General features: G+C 68.2%; 13 protein-coding genes. 4 read left to right on the forward strand and 9 right to left on the reverse strand.

Going from position 1 to position 16380, the window contains the following annotated elements:
* Positions 1–63 precede the first annotated feature (63 nt).
* The 7 genes from PEM_RS10085 to PEM_RS10115 all read right to left on the reverse strand — a co-directional run bounded on the left by PEM_RS10085 (position 64) and on the right by PEM_RS10115 (position 6843).
* Positions 64–1713 (reverse strand): MFS transporter, encoded by a 1650-nt coding sequence (locus PEM_RS10085; protein WP_111128279.1) that lies wholly within the window; start codon positions 1711–1713, stop codon positions 64–66.
* Positions 1707–2990: an alginate export family protein gene (locus PEM_RS10090; protein WP_111128281.1), complete on the reverse strand. Its 1284-nt coding sequence runs from the start codon at positions 2988–2990 to the stop codon at positions 1707–1709. Before PEM_RS10090 ends, PEM_RS10085 begins: the two co-directional genes overlap by 7 nt.
* Positions 2969–4816 carry an amidohydrolase gene (locus PEM_RS10095; RefSeq protein WP_181453487.1) on the reverse strand — a complete coding sequence of 616 codons (1848 nt, stop codon included), beginning with the start codon at positions 4814–4816 and terminating at the stop codon, positions 2969–2971. Before PEM_RS10095 ends, PEM_RS10090 begins: the two co-directional genes overlap by 22 nt.
* Positions 4817–4935: 119 nt before the next feature.
* Positions 4936–5361, reverse strand: coding sequence for a DoxX family protein (locus PEM_RS10100; RefSeq protein WP_005417004.1), 426 nt, complete (start codon positions 5359–5361; stop codon positions 4936–4938).
* 2 nt (positions 5362–5363) lie between these two features.
* On the reverse strand, positions 5364–6020 hold the full coding sequence (locus tag PEM_RS10105) for a hydrolase (RefSeq protein WP_005417006.1): 657 nt from the start codon (positions 6018–6020) through the stop codon (positions 5364–5366).
* A complete protein-coding gene (locus PEM_RS10110) occupies positions 6017–6460 on the reverse strand; it encodes an AraC family transcriptional regulator (RefSeq protein WP_072167487.1) in 444 nt (147 codons plus the stop codon). The genes PEM_RS10105 and PEM_RS10110 overlap by 4 nt, the downstream gene beginning before the upstream one ends.
* Before the next feature lie 50 nt (positions 6461–6510).
* Positions 6511–6843, reverse strand: coding sequence for a hypothetical protein (locus PEM_RS10115; protein ID WP_111128284.1), 333 nt, complete (start codon positions 6841–6843; stop codon positions 6511–6513).
* Between the two features lie 96 nt (positions 6844–6939).
* Here PEM_RS10115 and PEM_RS10120 point away from each other — a divergent pair, with 96 nt between their 5' ends.
* Together PEM_RS10120 and PEM_RS10125 are read left to right on the forward strand one after the other, a co-directional pair.
* On the forward strand, positions 6940–9969 hold the full coding sequence (locus PEM_RS10120) for a sensor histidine kinase (protein WP_095377131.1): 3030 nt from the start codon (positions 6940–6942) through the stop codon (positions 9967–9969).
* Complete coding sequence (locus PEM_RS10125) at positions 9962–10615, forward strand: response regulator transcription factor (RefSeq protein ID WP_005417012.1); 654 nt, start codon at positions 9962–9964, stop codon at positions 10613–10615. The genes PEM_RS10120 and PEM_RS10125 overlap by 8 nt, the downstream gene beginning before the upstream one ends.
* A 272-nt stretch (positions 10616–10887) precedes the next feature.
* On the opposite strand, the gene PEM_RS10130 is transcribed toward PEM_RS10125, so the two are convergent.
* The gene (locus PEM_RS10130; protein WP_005417057.1) at positions 10888–13683 is read right to left on the reverse strand and encodes a glycoside hydrolase family 3 C-terminal domain-containing protein; all 2796 of its coding nucleotides are present in this window, start codon (positions 13681–13683) and stop codon (positions 10888–10890) included.
* Between the two features lie 338 nt (positions 13684–14021).
* Between PEM_RS10130 and PEM_RS10135 the strand changes: the two genes are divergently transcribed.
* Both PEM_RS10135 and PEM_RS10140 read left to right on the forward strand, forming a co-directional pair.
* Positions 14022–14456, forward strand: coding sequence for a lactoylglutathione lyase (locus tag PEM_RS10135; RefSeq protein WP_005417059.1), 435 nt, complete (start codon positions 14022–14024; stop codon positions 14454–14456).
* A gap of 304 nt (positions 14457–14760) precedes the next feature.
* On the forward strand, positions 14761–15465 hold the full coding sequence (locus PEM_RS10140) for a helix-turn-helix domain-containing protein (RefSeq protein ID WP_111128818.1): 705 nt from the start codon (positions 14761–14763) through the stop codon (positions 15463–15465).
* Between the two features lie 9 nt (positions 15466–15474).
* Here PEM_RS10140 and PEM_RS10145 read toward each other — a convergent pair whose 3' ends face one another.
* Entirely contained in the window at positions 15475–16353 is an 879-nt protein-coding gene (locus tag PEM_RS10145) for a sterol desaturase family protein (RefSeq protein ID WP_005417061.1), read from the reverse strand.
* Between the last annotated feature and the right edge of the window lie 27 nt (positions 16354–16380).

A 16380-nucleotide genomic window follows, 5' to 3' on the forward strand; every position in this document is an offset into this window, starting at 1 on the left:
GGGACGGAGGGGATTAAGTCGTTTGTGCACAAACGACTTAATCCCCTCCGTCCCCTTTTTGTGTCAGATATCGCTGTGATGGTGTGGTACCCCGGTCTTCGGCAGCGGATCATGGCCACCCACGAAGTGGCGTACCACCGGTGCGCGCTCACCGCGATGCAGTTCCCGCAGCACTTCCTGGATCGCCTTGTCGTCGGCGGTGATGCGCTCATGCTGGCGCAGGTGCTCCAGCCACGACGGGGTCACGAAATACTCCAGGTGGATGCCCGGGCTGGCCACGTCCTCGACCACGCCCCAGACCACGGCGCCATCGCGGCGGCGGATCGTGCCCAGCGCGCGCATCTGCGCCTGGAACGTGGCACGATCAGCATCATCGATGCGGTACTCGATGGTGACCAGCACCGGGCCTCGATCGTTCGACACCGGCACCGACAGCTCGGGTGCCGGCCAGTGCCCGGCCGGGCGCAGGTTCAGGTCTTCGGTGCCGGCGATGCGCACGCGCCACACCAGCAACCCACCGATCACCGCACCGGCCGCTGCCACCAGCAATGCCAGTTCGGGCGAGGTGCGCTGAGCGAGCGCGCCCCAGCTCAGGCCGCCGGCGGCCATGCCGGCAGAGAACACCATGATGTACAGCGCCAGCGCACGCGCACGTACCCATGCCGGAACCGCAGTCTGCGCAGCGATCTGCAGCGACGACAGCACGGTGATCCACGCAAAACCATTGACCAGCATCACCGCCGGAAGCACGTACCAGCTGCGGGTCAGCGCCAGCCCGACCAGGCTCAGGGCCAGCGACAACGTCGCCAGCAGCACCAGCAGATCGCGATCCATCCGTGCGCGCAGCTTCGGCAGCAGCAACGCACCACCCACTGCGCCGATGCCGATGCAGCCCAGCAGCATGCCGTACTGCCCCGCCCCACCCTGCATCTGCCCACGCACTACCACCGGCAACAGCGCGTTCATTGCCGCGGCGAAGAAGAAGAAGCCGACCGACTTGATCAGCACCGCCTGCAGCCGTCCGGCACGGCTCGCGTAGCGCAGGCCCGCTTTCAATCCGGCACCGAAGCCTTCCGGCGGCAAGCTCGACCGCTTTGGGTCGCGCTTCCAGCCCCACACCACGAACAGCATTGCGGCGAAGGTGATGGCATTGAAGCCGAACGCCCAGACCGCACCCAGCTGGGCGACGATCACGCCGCCGATGGCCGGGCCGATCGAACGGGCGATATTGATGCCGATCGAGTTCAGCGCCACCGCCGAGGCCAGCATCGGCTGTGGCACCAGTTCGGAGACGATGGCGGCCTGCGCGGGCATTGCCATCGCCGCACCGCAGCCCATGCAGAAGGTCAGCAGCACCAGCAACTGCGGGGTCAGCAGGTCCATCGCGGTCAACGCAGCCATCGCTGCGGCCACCAGCAGCATCCAGCCCTGGGTCGCCAACAGGTACTTCCGACGATCGACAATGTCGGCCAGGGTGCCGGCAGCGAGCGCCAGCAGCACGATCGGCACCGTGGTGGCCGACTGCACCAGGGCCACCATCAGCGGCGAACCGGTGCGCTCGGCCATCACCCAGGCGGCGGCCACATCATTGACCCAGGTGCCGATGTTGCTGGCCAGGATTGCCAGCCAGATCGAACGGAACATCTGGATCTTCAGCGGGGACCAGGCACCTGCGTCCTGTACGGGGGGTTGCGACGCGGTTGCGTTCACCATTGCCATGCTCCAACGATCGAGGCGAACAGCGTGTCCTGGCCTCCAGCCTGCTTCAGTGCAGGACCGGCGTCGACCCAGGCCAGCTGCAGCTGCCATTGCCAGTGTTCGCTGGCCTGCCAGCGGGTTTCGGATTTGTACTGGGTGCCGATGCGGCGCGCGCCACCGGCGCTGCCCGGCAACGCCACCAGCGGCGCCGGCGTGGTGTAGACCGCATCGGCACGACGATGCTTCCAGGCCATCTGTACGCCCAGTTCCGTCGTCACCGCGTCGTGCAGGCGCAGGGCCAGGGTCGGCTGCAGGTCCATCAGATTGGCCGGGGCCAGCAGGCTGGCCTCGCTGAAGTAGGCCGATTTCGGGAACAGTGCATTGAAGGTGCCCAGTCGCCGGTCGTGCAGGTTGCCATCGCCACTGGCGATGTCGGCCTTCAGCCCCAGCCGCGGTTGCAGTGGCCGCTCCCTCCAGCGCCAGCCCGTGTCGGTCGCCAGCGTCCAGGCACGGACGTCGAGTGGGCCGGTGGCGGCACGCAGTTCACCGCCCTGCGCCACCAGCTCACTGTTCCAGTCCAGCGGACCTGACTGGCCGAACCAGCGCGCACCGAGTGTCTGCCGGCGCTCGGTTCCCGAGCCCGCCGCAAAGCGCGCACCGTCGCGACGATAGTCCAGCAGGTACAGATCCCACTGTCCCACGCCCTGCCCGCGTGCCGCGGTGGCATAGGCACCCCACAGGTGCGCACCGTGTTCGCTGCGATCATCAAAGGCACCCGGCCGGTTCTCGACCGGCCGCAGGGCCATCAGGTCAAGCGTGCCGAGCCGCCCCTTCCAGCCCAGGCGCGCACCATCGAAGGCCAGGCGGATGTTCGGCCCATCGCGTACCGACAACAGCCGCGAGCTGCCATAGCCGGCTTCCTGCCGGCCGAGCTGCACATGGAAGCCACCGCGCTGCCAGCGCCAGTACGCCTGCTGCACGTCCAAGGCACCACGGTCGGTGCGGCCCGGGCCGCCTGCCTTGCCATTCTCGGCATGCACGCCCAGCTGCAGTTTTGCCTGCCAGGTGTCCTCCACATAGGTGGCCGAAGCCAGTGCGCGCAGCAGGCCATAGCCATCTTCGCTGCCGCCGATACCGAACCGGGTCGGGTCGTAGTGCAGGCCACGCAGGCGCAGCGATGCGTCCAGCTGCAGCTCGCCGTTGCCCGCGTCGCTGCAGCGGCCGCCCTCGCAGGCCAGCGCCAGCGAGGGCACGGACAGCAGCGCCAGGCTCAGAACGCGAAGCACGAGCATCCCATCGCGCCCCAGAACCCGGCCAGGTCATCGGTCGGCGCCGGGTGATGCGCGGCATGACCGTGAGCACCATGCGTACTGCAGGCCACACCGTGATGGTGGCGATGGGCAGCGGCCAATCCGGTGGCGGCACCACCAACGTGGTAACCACCGAACCGGTTGACCGGCGACCAGTCCGGCATCGCCGGCGGCAGCTGCGGCGCCAGCCCAGCATAATCGCCGTCGGCGTGCACGATGCGCCCGCCGACCACGGTCAGCATGCTGGTGATGTCAGCGATCTGCGCGTCGTCGACGCGGAAGAAATCGGCCGAGAGCAGGATGAAGTCGGCCAGCTGACCAACCTTCAATGTCCCCTTCACTGCTTCGTCGCCGGAGAACCAGGCGCTGCCCTGGGTCCACAGGCGCAGCGCCTGCTCGCGTTCGAGCAGGTTTTCCTCGCCATACAGGGCCAACCCGCCCACGGTGCGCCCGGTCACCAGCCAGGACAACGCCACCCACGGGTTGTAGCTGGCCACGCGGGTGGCGTCGGTGCCTGCGCCCACCGGCACGCCCTCGGCCAACATGCGCTTGACCGGCGGCGTGTGCCGTGCCGCCTGCACGCCGTAGCGCTCGACGAAGGCTTCGCCCTGGTAGGCCATGCGGTGCTGCACGGCGATACCCCCACCCAGCGCGCGGATGCGCTCGATATTGCGCGGAGTGATGGTCTCGGCGTGGTCGATGAACCAGTGCAGGCCATCGAATGGCACCTCGCGGTTGACCTGTTCGTATACATCCAGGATGCGGGTGATGCTCTCGTCGTAGGTGGCGTGGATGCGGAACGGCCAGCGCTTCTCGACCAGCAGCTTCACCACGTCGTGCAGTTCGGGCTCCAGCTCCGGCGGCAGTTCCGGGCGCGGCTCGTTGAACAGTTCGAAGTCGGCGGCGGAGAACACCAGCATCTCGCCCGCGCCGTTGTGGCGCAGCAGGTCATCGCCCTGGCGCGGCTGCAGGATCTCGCTCCAGCCACGGAAGTCATCCACTTCCCTGCCCTTGTTCTGGGTGAACAGGTTGTAGGCGATGCGCACCGTCAGCTGGTCATCGCGATGCAGCTGCTCGATGACCTGGTAGTCCTCGGGGTAGTTCTGGAAGCCACCGCCGGCGTCGATCACCGAGGTGATGCCAAGCCGGTTCAGTTCGCGCATGAAGTGGCGCGTCGAGTTGGCCTGGTATTCGATCGGCAGGCGCGGGCCCTTGGCCAGCGTGGCGTAGAGGATCAGCGCGTTGGGCTTGGCCAGCAGCAGCCCGGTCGGGTTGCCCAGCGAATCGCGCACGATCTGGCCACCCGGCGGATCCGGTGTGTCCTTGCTGTAGCCGCAGGCGCGCAGCGCGGCGCGGTTGAGCAGTGCGCGGTCATACAGGTGCAGCAGGAACACCGGCGTATCCGGTGCGATGTCGTTGAGCTCCTGCAGCGTCGGCAGGCGCTTCTCGTTGAACTGCGCGGCGGTAAAGCCACCGACCACGCGGACCCACTGCGGCGCGGGAGTACGGTCTACCTGGACCTTCAGCGTGTCCAGGGCATCGCCCAGCGAACGCAGGCCGTCCCAGCGCAGCTCCAGGTTGTAGTTCAGGCCACCACGGATCAGGTGGGTGTGGCTGTCGTTGAGGCCGGGCAGCAGGCGCCGGCCCTGGGCGTCGATCAAGGTCGCTTCATTGCCCCAGCCGCGCATGATCTCCTCGTCGCTGCCGACGGCGACGATGCGGCCTTCCTGTACAGCCAGCGCCTGCGCATGCGGCTGCTGCGGGTCGAGGGTGGTAATGCGGGCATTGCGGATGACCAGCGTGCTCATGCGACGCTCCTTGGAAGTGGAATCGATTGCGGCACCGGCGCGACCTGCCAGGCCGAGCGCAACAGCGGCGCCGCTGGCCAGCACCACGTTGCGGCGGCCGTGATCGAGGGGATCGTGACTCATGCGAATTCTCCCGGAAAGCGTTGGCCGTCCAGCGCCCAGGCGCCGGGGCCGGCCAGCGCGAGGGCCAGCAGCACCGTGGTCCACATCAACGGGTACTCACTGCCGCCGCGCATCCAGAACCAGCCCTTGGGCAGGGCCAACAGCACGGTGAAGCCGATGAAGGCAGCCGCTGCAAGCGCAGCGATGCGAGTCTGCCACCCCAGCAGCACGGCCAGCCCGGACAACACCTGCAGCAAGGCCAACAGCAATGGCAACGGTGCCACTGCCGGCAGCCCGAAACCGCGCAGCTCGGTGGCGAAGCCGGAAAGCCCCGGCCCCCCGAACCAGCCGAACAGCTTGCCCAGCGCGTGCGGCAGCAGGAAGCCTCCTGCCGCCACGCGCAGCATCAGCAGGGCCAGGTCGAGGCCATGGCCGGCAACCATGCTCAGTGCCCGCCTTCCTGCGCACCGAACATCCGCTTGGCGTACTGGATGCCGATGCCGTAGCCGCCGGCGTGGTCGCGCGCAATGCCGGTGGTCAGGTCGTAGGTTTCACCCCGTGCCCAGTCGCGCTGCAGTTCGAGCAGGTACTGCACGCTGGTCATCGGCACCGCGCCGGCCTGCACCATACGGGTGATCGCACGCTCGTGCGCTTCCTCGCTGACATCGCCACAGGCATCGGTGATCACATACACCTCAAAGCCCTGCGCCAGCGCCGACAGTGCCGGGCCGACGATGCAGACGCTGGTCCACAGGCCGGCGATGACCAGACGGCGCTTGCCGATGCGGTTGATCTCATCGATCACAGGCTGGTCTTCCCAGGTGTTCATCGAGGTGCGATCGAACACCGTCTGGCCAGGGAAGATCTGCGGCAGTTCCGGGAACATCGGGCCGGAGAACGATGCTTCGGCGACTGTGGTCAGCACGACCGGTACATTGAAGCCCTTGGCGCCCTTGCCGATCAGCGACACGTTGTTGCGCAGCGCGGAGATGTCGATGGTGTGGGTGGCGAACGCCATCTGCGACTGGAAGTCGATCAGCACCAGGGCGTGGTCGGTCGGCGACAGCAGCGCCGGGGCGGGAGTGGCGGTGGCAAGGCTCATGGGTGGACTCCGTTGGAAACACGATCAAGGGGATGCAACAGGGCGGCATCGCCGGCAACGTACTGGCCGGGGCTGCAGCCGGTCTCCGCGCGGAAGCTGCGGACGAAATGGCTCTGGTCGAAGAAGCCCAGCTGCTGGGCCAGGCAGGCCATCGGCAGCTGCGCGCCCGGCAGCAGCTCGCGCGCGCGCTCGATGCGACGGCGGCGGACATAGCGCAGCGGGCTGGCGCCGGTACCGGCGCGGAACAGGCGTACCAGATGGAAGCGGCTGACGCAGGCGGCCGCCGCCAGCTCGGTCACCCGCAGCGGCTGCGACAGATGCTCATCGACATAGCGCAGGGCGCGCTGCAACGCGGCGGCCTGTTGCGGTGCCAGTGAAGCGGCGGGCGGATCAGGCGGGAAGAGGGTGGCCATGCGGGACGCCGCGAAGGGGTGCCCCATGGTGCGTGACCCCTGCGTGATGCCCTACCCCCGTCGGTCGAGGCCAGCACCTACCCGAATGGGGGAGGCCGACGGCCGAGCAGGCGGCGCCCGAACAACCGCGCATCCAATGAATAGGCGCCAGGGCCCAGCATCAACAGCGCCAATGGCAGCACCGCCTGCGGCCACGGCTCCTGCTGCGCGAACATGCCCACGGCCGCCATCAGCGCCGCCAGCGGCGTCAACGCACCCAGCACGAGCATCAGCACTGCCAGCAGGCACAACGCCGACCACCCGCCCGCCTGCATGCCGGGCGTGAACAGCGCAGCGGACAGGCACAACCGCAACCACAGCAGGCCGATGCCCGGACCGCGGTCAGGGAACATCACGAACAGGCGCTGCATGGCGGGGCTCCGGAGGGCATGCCGGCGTGATAGCCGACGCCGGCGCACGCCGCCTACCCCGTTCGGGTCACCCCGGACTGCCCCACACCTGCCAGAATGCGCGCCATGCGTGGCCGCCCCTTCCCGTCCGTGCGTCGCCTGCCGACGCTGCTGACGTGCCTGCTGCTGTTGACCTCCCTGCCCGCCTTTGCCGTGCAGCGCCCGCCGGTGAGCGGCGGGCTGCCCGATTACGAACACACCGCCTGGCGTGTCGGCCAGGGCGCGCCGGGCGATATCTGGGACATTGCCCAGGACCGTGAGGGCCTGTTGTGGCTGGCTACCGGCTCGGGCCTGTACCGCTTCGATGGCCGTCGCTTCGAACGGCAGGCGGCGCCCGCCGGCAGCCAGTTCCCGTCCACCAACATGGTCACGCTGGCGCATGCCGCCGGCGGTGCGCTGTGGATCGGCTACTTCCAGGCCGGCATCAGCCAGTTCACGCATGGGCAGCTGCGCAGCTACGGCCGCGAGCAGGGGGTGCCGGTCGGCGTGGTCCCACGCTTCAGCCAGGATCGCCAGGGGCAGCTCTGGGCGGCGATCAATGGCGGGCTGCGCCGCTTTGACGGACATCGCTGGCAGCCACTGCCGGCCGCTGCCGGCCTGCCAGAGCGCCGTGTGCAGTGGGTGCTGCACGACAGCCGGGGCAGGTTCTGGGTGCTGGCCGACCTGAAGATCTGGATGCGTGCGGCGGGCCAGACCGCGTTCGAGGACACCGGCATCGCGGTCTCGCAGATGGCGACGCTGGCCGAAAGCCCGCAGGGTGAAGTGTGGCTGGCCGACCGGGTGCGCGGCACCTCGCCGCTGGCCAACGCGCAGGGTCTGCTGGCAGACAGCGAACGTGAGGCGCGGCGGTTGCCGGAACTGGTTGCTGCGCGCCTGCAGTTCACTGCCGATGGCGCGCTGTGGGCCACGATGAGCCCGCACGGCGGCGTCGCCCGCATCACCTTCGACGGCACCCGGGCCGTGCGAATGGAACGCTTCGATTCGCCGCAAGGACTGACTGCCACATCGGCAGTGCCGATCATCGTCGATCGCGAAGGCAATCTCTGGGTCGGCACCAATCTCGGCCTCAACCGCTTCCGCGCACGCAGCGTGCACGCCCTGGTGGTCGGCCCGAGCGATCCCTACCGCTCGCTGGTACGGGCCAGCGATGGGCGCGTGTATGGCTATGGCGAAGACCTCAAGCCCTACGACCTGCGGCGCCCCCTGCTCGATGGCAGCGCCACGCAGCTGCAGGCCGCCGCTCGGCAGGCACCCACGCCGATCTGGCAGTTCGACTGGGTCAACCTCGCGCGCACGGTCGCCGGCCACACCACATTGATCCCGCTGCCGGCGCCGTTCACCGGGCAGCCGCTGCATGCCCTGTTGTTCCCCGATGACGGACAGGCCTGGGTCTGCGCCGGAGAACGCGGGGTGCTGCACTACCAGCATGACCAGTGGCAACGTGAAATCCGCCTGCCAGAGCAGGCCTGCTCATCGCTGGCGCTGGATGCCGATGGCCAGCTGCTGCTCGGCTATGCCGATGGCCGCCTGCGCCGCCTGGGTGCGAATGGCACCGAGACCTTCGACGCCGGGAACGGCCTGTCGGTAGGGCCGATCACCGCGATGCTGCACCACCGGGACCTTCTGCTGGTCGCCGGCGAAGCGGGGCTGGCGGCACGGCTGGGCAACGGCCGGTTCGTTCCGGTGCACACCGACATGGCCGGTGTCCTGGAGGGCATCACCGGCATGGTCGCCGATGCCAATGGGCACCTGTGGCTAAACGGCAGCCGTGGCCTGGTACGGATGGAAAGCGGGTTGCTGCGCCGTGCCCTGCGCACCGGTCTGCCAGTGACGCCACGCCTGTTCGATGCCATCGACGGCATGCCCGGCATCGCCCTGCAGAGCGGACCGATCTCCACCGCCGCCCTGGCCGACGACGGCCTGCTGTGGCTGGCCACCAACCAGGGCCTGGCCTGGCTGGACACCACCCGCTCGCACGTCAATACGATGGCTCCCAGCGTGCGTATCGGCGAGGTGCTGTATGGCAGCGAGCACGCGCCGCTACGCGATGGCCTGCGTCTCCCGGCCGGCACCAGCCAGCTGCAGATCGATTACGTGGCGCTGTCGTTGGCACGTCCGGAGCGCAACCGATACCGCTACCGCCTGTCGGGCGTGGATGATGGTTGGCAGGACGCTGGCAGCAGCACACGTGCGTATTACACCAACCTCGCGCCCGGCAGCTACCGGTTCGAGGTGGAAGCCGCCAACGAGGACGGCATCTGGAGCACCGCACCGGCCAGCCGCAGCTTCCGCATCGCTCCCACCTTCATGCAGACCGTGTGGTTCAAGCTGCTGTGCACCGCCGCCGTGCTTGCACTGCTGGTGCTGGCGGTACGCATCCGCAGCGGGCAGCTGGCCGCACTGTTCCGCGCCCGACTGCAGGAACGCAACGGCGAGCGCGAACGCATCGCGCGCGACCTGCACGACACCCTGCTGCAGGGTAGCCAGGGCCTGATCCTGCGCCTGCACGCGATCAGCCAGTCAGCGCAGACACCAGAGCCGGTGCGCAGCCAGCTTGAGTCAGCGATGCAGCTGGCCGAGCGCAACCTGGCCGAGGGTCGCGAGCGGGTCAATGCGCTGCGCGAGGCGCCGTTTGCGGGCCGCGACCTCGCTTCGGCGCTGGCCGACGTGCACGCCGAATACGCCGGGCATGGCATCAACCCCCTGCGCCTGACCGTGGAAGGCGCGACGCCACCGCTGCAGGCCGACGCGGCCGAAGAGGTGTTCCTGATCGGGCGCGAGGCCATCCGCAATGCGTTGCGCCATGCCAATGCCAGTGCCATTGAAGTGGAACTGTCCTATGGCACGCGTTGCTTCCTGCTGCACGTGCGCGACGACGGCGCCGGCATTGCCGACGAGAACGCCGGCCATGGCCATTGGGGCCTGCAGGGCATGCGTGAGCGCGCCCAGCGCCTCGGCGCGGAACTGCAGCTGTGGACCCGCCCCGGGCTGGGCACCGAGGTCGCGCTGGCGGTTCCCGCCCGTCGCCTGTATCACCGCCGCCCATCGCGTTGGCGCTGGCCCTGGAGCAGAACGAGCCATGACTGAATCCCCTACCCCGATCGGCGTACTGGTGGTCGATGATCACCCGTTGCTGCGTGACGGCCTGGCTGCGCTGCTGGGCGCCCATTCCGACCTGCGCCTGCTCGGCGAGGCCGCCGATGGCGAGGAAGCCATCGCGCGCTATCAGCAGCTGCAGCCAGACGTGGTACTGATGGACCTGCAGATGCCACGCCTGGATGGTGTGGAAGCCATCGTGCGGATCCGCGCGATGGATCCGCGCGCGCGCATCATCGTGCTGACCACCTACCGTGGTGACGTACGTGCGGTGCGGGCGCTGCAGGCCGGCGCCAGCGCGTACCTGCTGAAGGACATGCTGCGCCATGAACTGGTCGACACCATCCGCATGGTCGCCGGCGGCCGGCGCGCACCGATTCCCCCGGCCGTGGCGGCCAGCATCGCCGCGCATGTAGTGGAAGATCGCTTGTCGCCGCGCGAGACCGAGGTACTGCGGCACGTGGCCGGAGGGCTGTCGAACAAGCGCATCGGCGAGCGCATGCAGATTTCCGAGCAGACGGTGAAGGCGCACATGAAGAGCCTGATGGACAAGCTCGGCGTGGGTGATCGCACGCATGCGGTAACCCAGGCGCTGCGGCGCGGCATCATCAGCTTGGACGACAGCGGTCACGATTAGGGGGTTGCTCGGCAGGGCTTGCAGCCCTGCACCCGCGGTAGTGCCGGCCGCTGGCCGGCAACCTCAACAGCAAAAGCAGGCTTTCCGTGGGATGGCGCGGCGGTGTCGGAGTGCGGGGACGCTGCAAGTACGTCCCTGTAAGCTTGGCAGCCGCATCCATGCGGCTGACACCCCGCACGGGACGGAGGGGATTAAGTCGTTTATGCATAAACGACTTAATCCCCTCCGTCCCCTTTTTCAGACACGGCCCTGTGCGGGCCGTGTGTCAGGCATCAGCGCAGCACCTGCTCCACCAGCTGCACGTCCACGGTCTGCAGCGGCTCGGCGGCATTGCGCGCCAGCTGCACCTGGTAGGTGCCACCGTCGATCTTCCACTGGCGCGCCTGTGCATCGTAGTGGGCCAGGGTCTTCGGCTCGGCTTCGATGCGGATGCGGCGCTGTTCGCCCGGCTGCAGGTTCACCTTGTCGTAGCCGATCAGGCGGATCGGCGTGGTGCTGCCTGCCGGCAGCTTCAGGTACAGCTGGGCCACATCGGCGCCGGCGCGCTTGCCAGTATTGCGGATATCGACGCTGGCGACCAGGCGCGAGCCTTCCACGCTCACCTTCAGGTTGTCATAGGCGAACGAGGTGTAGGACAGGCCATGACCAAAGGCGAAGGTCGGGGTCAGGCCCTTGACCGCCATCCACTTGTAGCCGACGTTGGCGCCTTCGATATCGAAATCGAACACATCACCGAACGGCTTGGCCGGCTTGAAGCCGAGGCCATCGATATGCGGGCGCGGCAGCTGCGATTCGTCCGTCACCCAGGTCACCGGCAGGCGGCCCGACGGATTGACCTGACCGGTCAGCAGCGCGGCGATGCCTTCGCCGCCGCGGATGCCCGGGTACCAGGCCTGCAGCATCGCTGGCACCTGCGCCAGCCAAGGGGTGCGCACCGGGCCGTTGGTTTCCAGCACCAGCACGGTCTTCGGGTTTGCCGCGGCCACCGCCGAGATCAGTGCGTCCTGGTTGTCCGGCAGCTGCATGTCCGGCAGGTCCACCGATTCGGCGGCCCACTGCGTGGCAAACACAATGGCCACATCGGCCTGCGCGGCGGCCCTGGCCGCAGCGGCGGCATTGGTCCCGTCCACATACTCGATGGTTGCGTCAGGGCGCGCCGCACGCAGCGATTCCAGCGGCGAGGACGGGTGGAAGATCACCGGGCCCGGCCAGGTGGTCGGCAGCACGCCCGGCACCGCGTTGGTGCCCTTGGCGGTCACGCCCACCATCGACGAACCACCGCCACCGATCACGCCCTTGTCGGCGTGGCCACCGATGATGACGATGCGCTTCACGCTGTCGGCCAGCGGCAGCAGGTTGCCTTCATTGCGCAGCAGCACGCTGCCCTCTTCCACCGTGCGCTGGGCCACGGCGAAGCCGGCCTCGGCATCCACCTTCTGGTGCTGCGGCGGGTTGTCGAAGTTGCCGTGCAGGAACATCGTGCGCAGGATGCGCGTGACCATGTCATTCAGGCGCGCCTGCGGCACCACGCCGCCATGCACGGCCAGACGCAGCGGTTCGTCGAAGAACACCGCTGCGTCGAACACTTCACCGGCCGACTGCTGGTCCAGGCCGGCCAACGCCGCCTTCGAACCACTGTGCACGCCGCCCCAGTCGGACATCACGAAACCGGGGAACTTCCATTCCTGTTTCAGCACCTGGTTCATCAGGTAGCCGTTCTCGCAGCCGTAGGTGCCGTTGATCTTGTTGTACGAGCACATCGCCACGCCCGGGCGGCCAGCCTCCAGCGCAATCTCGAACGCCAGCAGGTCCGACTCGTGCATGGCCTGTTCGCCGATGCGCACGTCGTGGAAGTTGCGCCGGGTCTCCATGTCGTTCAGCGCGAAGTGCTTCATCGAGGAGATCACGTGCTGGCTCTGCACGCCCTGGATCAGCGCGCCGACCATCGAACCGGCCAGCAGCGGATCTTCACCGGCGTATTCAAAATTGCGGCCGTTGCGCGGGTCGCGCTGCAGGTTGACGCTGCCCGACAACAGGATGTTGAAACGCTGCTGCCACGCCTCGCGGCCCATGGTCGCGCCACCGGCGAAAGCCACTTCGCGGTTCCAGCTGGACGCGGTGGATGGGCCCGATGGCATCGCCGTGGCGAAATCACCCGGGCGGATGCCGCCCGGATTGGTCACGCCGACGCCGGCATCGGCCGACTGCTGCGACGGAATGCCCAGCCGCGCCACGCCCGGCACGAAACCGGCCGAACCGACCGCGCCTTCCGGCAGTGGGCCACCATCCTTGCCCAGCCCGAAGTAGCTGTGCAGCATCTGGAACTTCTCATCCTCGGTCATCGCCTTCAGCAGCAGCGCGGCGCGCGCATCGGCGTTGAGGGTGGTGTCCATCCACGGCCTGTCGCCATGCGTGTCGGCGGCATAGGCCAGTGTCAGCAGGGTGGCGCGCAAGGCGCTGCCTTCCACCTTGAACGGCGCGCTGCTGGCGGCCTGGAAACCATCGCTGAAATAGCTGGCATCGGCTTCCAGCGCCACACGCGCCGGATCGAAGCCGGCGGCCTTGGCCGATTCACCGGCCACCGCGCCGAGCAGCACCGCCGGTGCACCCAGCCGCGAACGGGTGACCAGCGCTGGCAGCTGCGTGGCACCCGCACCGGCATCGGTATAGACCGCCACGGTGTGGCGGCCATCGTCCAGGCGCAGGTAGTTCAGGCCCGGCTGGTCCGGGCCGGATTCAGCGGCGATCGGCAGCCGGGTCAGTACGGCCTGGCCGCGCTGGGTCTGGCCATCATCCCTGCCCGCAGCAATGAAGCGGTATTCGTAACCCAGTCCGTCGGCCAGCACCTGCAGCGGATCGACCTGGCCGATGCCGCGCTGCACCTGGCGCACGCTCACCGCGTCCACCTGCAGGGTCTTCAGCTGGGCGGCCAGGGCCGGCATCGCCTCGGCGGTCGGGGCCTGTTCCAGGGTCAGCACGGTGAACGCGGCAGGGTCGGCCCAGGCCGGAGCGGCCAGTGCAGCGGACAGGGCCAGGGACAGTACAAGCTGCTTTGTAAACGTTTTCATCGACGGGCGTAATTCCGTTGCCAAGGCAATCGGTCCAGGGAAAGTGCCGCCGAAGGGTGCAGCGTTCATGCCGCGCAGGGGTTGCCAGGCAACCTCCCGCAGGCCGAAGGACGGGCCGGTCTGCGCGCGGGACCCTCCTCCCGGCGTGACAACCTGCCTGCCCGGGCCGCGCAGGGCGACCCAATCCTGTGAAGATTGTGCGAGGGCGTTCACACCTGTCAACAGGACCTAAGTCACAGGGGCGATCCCAGCCTGCAGTTATCAGGCCATCACCGGCGGTCATCAGCGCGCCGTGCGGGGCTGCCGATAATGAAGGTCCCTGGCCACGAACCGAGCCCATGACCGTCCACCGCGACTTCGACCATCTCTGGCGCGACCGCTGCGATACCTCCAGCCAGCGCGCACCGCGCGTGCTGATCCGGGTGTTCGTGGCCCCCGGTGAGCTGGAACGCAGCGTGTCCTTCTACGAGCAGCTGCAGGGCGTGGTGGCCGATGCGGGCTTTCCGTTTCCGGAGGCCGGGCTGCGCCTGGCCATGGTCGGTGCGTTCCTGTTGATCGAGGGCAGCGAGGCGGCGCTGGCGCCGTTCACCTCGACCACGGGGACACTGCTGGTCGATGACGTTCGGCCTTATCACGACAAACTGGTTGCCGCCGGCGCCGAGATCATCTTCCCGTTGCAGGTGGTCCCGACCGGGGCGGCGTTCAATGCGGTGCATCCCGATGGCACGGTGGTCGAGTACGTGCATCACCGGCCGGATCCGCAGGGGCGGTGAGGGGGCGAACGGCCAGGCTGCGCCCGGCCCCCGCGGTAGTGCCGGCCGCTGGCCGGCAACCTCAGAAGCAACAGCCGAAGCAAAAGCGGGCTTCCTGTGGGATGGCGGGGTGGGTCCGGTTGCGGGGGACGCCGTGAATCCGTCCCTGGAGGCTCGGTCGCGCCATCCATGGCGCTCACGCCCCCGCAACCGGACCCACCCCGCCTTCGACAGTTCGTCGCAATCTGCAGTAGATCCACGCCATGCGTGGATGCTCTTCGATCAATCGTCGAATTACTCGATTTCGATGGAGATTCATCCACGCATGGTGTGGATCTACAATCCCTCCATGCCCTCCCCCGCCCTGCCCTGGAATGGCACGCTGCTGCTGGATGCTCACGTGGCCGTGTTGCAGGGGCGTGCCGGTGACAGCGATGTACACGCGCACTATGCCCATCAGCTGCTGTTGAGCGAAGCCACTCCCTGGCACGTCGAGATCGACGGTGTGCGCCAGCAGGGCCAACGGCTGTGGGTGCCGTCGTTCCGGCCGCACGCGATCCTGTCGGCACCGGACGCGGGCTGCACGGTGTTCCTTGAGCCGGCGCATGCCGACCTCGAACAGATCCAGCAGCACCTGCACTCGCTGCCCGGCACTGCGGCCGGGCTGCACCGCTGGCTGCCACGGCTGAGCCGCGCGCAGCCACTGGACCGGCGGGTAGAGGCGGCGATGGCCCGCATCAGCCACTACCTGCCTGGCCCGGTGCCGGCTGCCGACATCGCCGGAGCCGCGCACCTGTCGACCAGCCAGCTGCACCGGCGTTTCCAGTCCGACCTGGCGGTGACCCTGCGCGGCTGGGTGCTGTGGCAGCGTTTGCGTACCGCGCTCGCGCACCACCTGCAGGGGCACAGTCTGACCGCCAGCGCGCATGCCGCCGGCTTCGCCGACCTGGCCCATCTCTCGCGCAGCCTGCGCCGCATGTTCGGCATCGGTGCCGCACAGCTGCAGGGCCTGCAGTTGCGCGCGACCTGACACGGCCGATCACCCACGCCTGCGCAGGCCTTCGGGCAGCTCCGGCACCTCGCCATGCGGCAGTTCACGAAACGGCGCCAGCAGCTGCCCCGCGTAATCGCGTGGATAGTCAGGTTGGCTGCCGATGCCGAGGTCGCGTTGCTGCAGTCGATAGCCCGGCGCATCGAAGGCGGTCCCCAGCAGGTGATCCCAGACGGTCAGGAACAGGCCGAAGTTGACGTCACCGGCGGTGCCGTAACGTATGTGATGGAAGCGATGCAGCGGTGCCCACGCCATCACCCGGCCCAGCACACCCGGGCGCATGTCCACGTTGGAGTGCTGCAGCAGCAGCTGGATGGCGATGGCAAACGCCAGCACCGCCGCCACCGGCATCGGCAGGCCCAACAGCAGCAGCGGCAGCACGCCGCCCACCGCTTCGGCCGCCTGGTGCAGTGGGTGTTTCATCAGCCCGTTGAAGCCATACATGCGGGTCACGCTGTGATGCACGGCATGCAGGCGCCATAGCCAGCCGATGCGATGGCTGGCGTAGTGCACCAGGGTGATGCCGAGATCGGCAGCGATGATCGCCACCAGTAGCTGCAGTGCGAACGGCCACTGCAGCGGCCACAACTGCCACGGAATGATCGCCGCCAGCAGCGGCACCGCCGCGATCGACAACAAGTTCAGGCCTTCGTTGACCAGCGCGTGCAGGGCGTCACGCACACGGTCGCCGTGGTCACGGTTGAACGCAGGGTCATACGGCCAGGCGCGCTCGGCGACGAACGAAACCGCAATGGCGATCGCCAGCAGGGTCAGCAGCCACAACGGATCGCCATGGCAGTGGCCCACCCAGACGACGGCAGTGGCGACGAATCCAAGCAGGAACAGCGGGGCATACAGGCGGAGCATCCAGTGCTTCATGGGCAACCCGGGAAG

Origin of the sequence: Stenotrophomonas sp. Pemsol (genome assembly GCF_003586545.1) — a bacterium.
GTDB classification, from domain to species: Bacteria; Pseudomonadota; Gammaproteobacteria; order Xanthomonadales; family Xanthomonadaceae; genus Stenotrophomonas; species Stenotrophomonas sepilia.

What these genes read in the sequence shown, in the direction of transcription:
- PEM_RS10085 (WP_111128279.1), bottom strand. Translation starts at nt 1,713, where the DNA reads ATGGTGAACGCAACCGCGTCGCAACCCCCCGTACAGGACGCAGGTGCC.
- PEM_RS10090 (WP_111128281.1), bottom strand. Translation starts at nt 2,990, where the DNA reads ATGCTCGTGCTTCGCGTTCTGAGCCTGGCGCTGCTGTCCGTGCCCTCG.
- PEM_RS10095 (WP_181453487.1), bottom strand. Translation starts at nt 4,816, where the DNA reads ATGAGCACGCTGGTCATCCGCAATGCCCGCATTACCACCCTCGACCCG.
- PEM_RS10100 (WP_005417004.1), bottom strand. Translation starts at nt 5,361, where the DNA reads ATGGTTGCCGGCCATGGCCTCGACCTGGCCCTGCTGATGCTGCGCGTG.
- PEM_RS10105 (WP_005417006.1), bottom strand. Translation starts at nt 6,020, where the DNA reads ATGAGCCTTGCCACCGCCACTCCCGCCCCGGCGCTGCTGTCGCCGACC.
- PEM_RS10110 (WP_072167487.1), bottom strand. Translation starts at nt 6,460, where the DNA reads ATGGGGCACCCCTTCGCGGCGTCCCGCATGGCCACCCTCTTCCCGCCT.
- PEM_RS10115 (WP_111128284.1), bottom strand. Translation starts at nt 6,843, where the DNA reads ATGCAGCGCCTGTTCGTGATGTTCCCTGACCGCGGTCCGGGCATCGGC.
- PEM_RS10120 (WP_095377131.1), top strand. Translation starts at nt 6,940, where the DNA reads ATGCGCGCCATGCGTGGCCGCCCCTTCCCGTCCGTGCGTCGCCTGCCG.
- PEM_RS10125 (WP_005417012.1), top strand. Translation starts at nt 9,962, where the DNA reads ATGACTGAATCCCCTACCCCGATCGGCGTACTGGTGGTCGATGATCAC.
- PEM_RS10130 (WP_005417057.1), bottom strand. Translation starts at nt 13,683, where the DNA reads ATGAAAACGTTTACAAAGCAGCTTGTACTGTCCCTGGCCCTGTCCGCT.
- PEM_RS10135 (WP_005417059.1), top strand. Translation starts at nt 14,022, where the DNA reads ATGACCGTCCACCGCGACTTCGACCATCTCTGGCGCGACCGCTGCGAT.
- PEM_RS10140 (WP_111128818.1), top strand. Translation starts at nt 14,761, where the DNA reads ATGGTGTGGATCTACAATCCCTCCATGCCCTCCCCCGCCCTGCCCTGG.
- PEM_RS10145 (WP_005417061.1), bottom strand. Translation starts at nt 16,353, where the DNA reads ATGCTCCGCCTGTATGCCCCGCTGTTCCTGCTTGGATTCGTCGCCACT.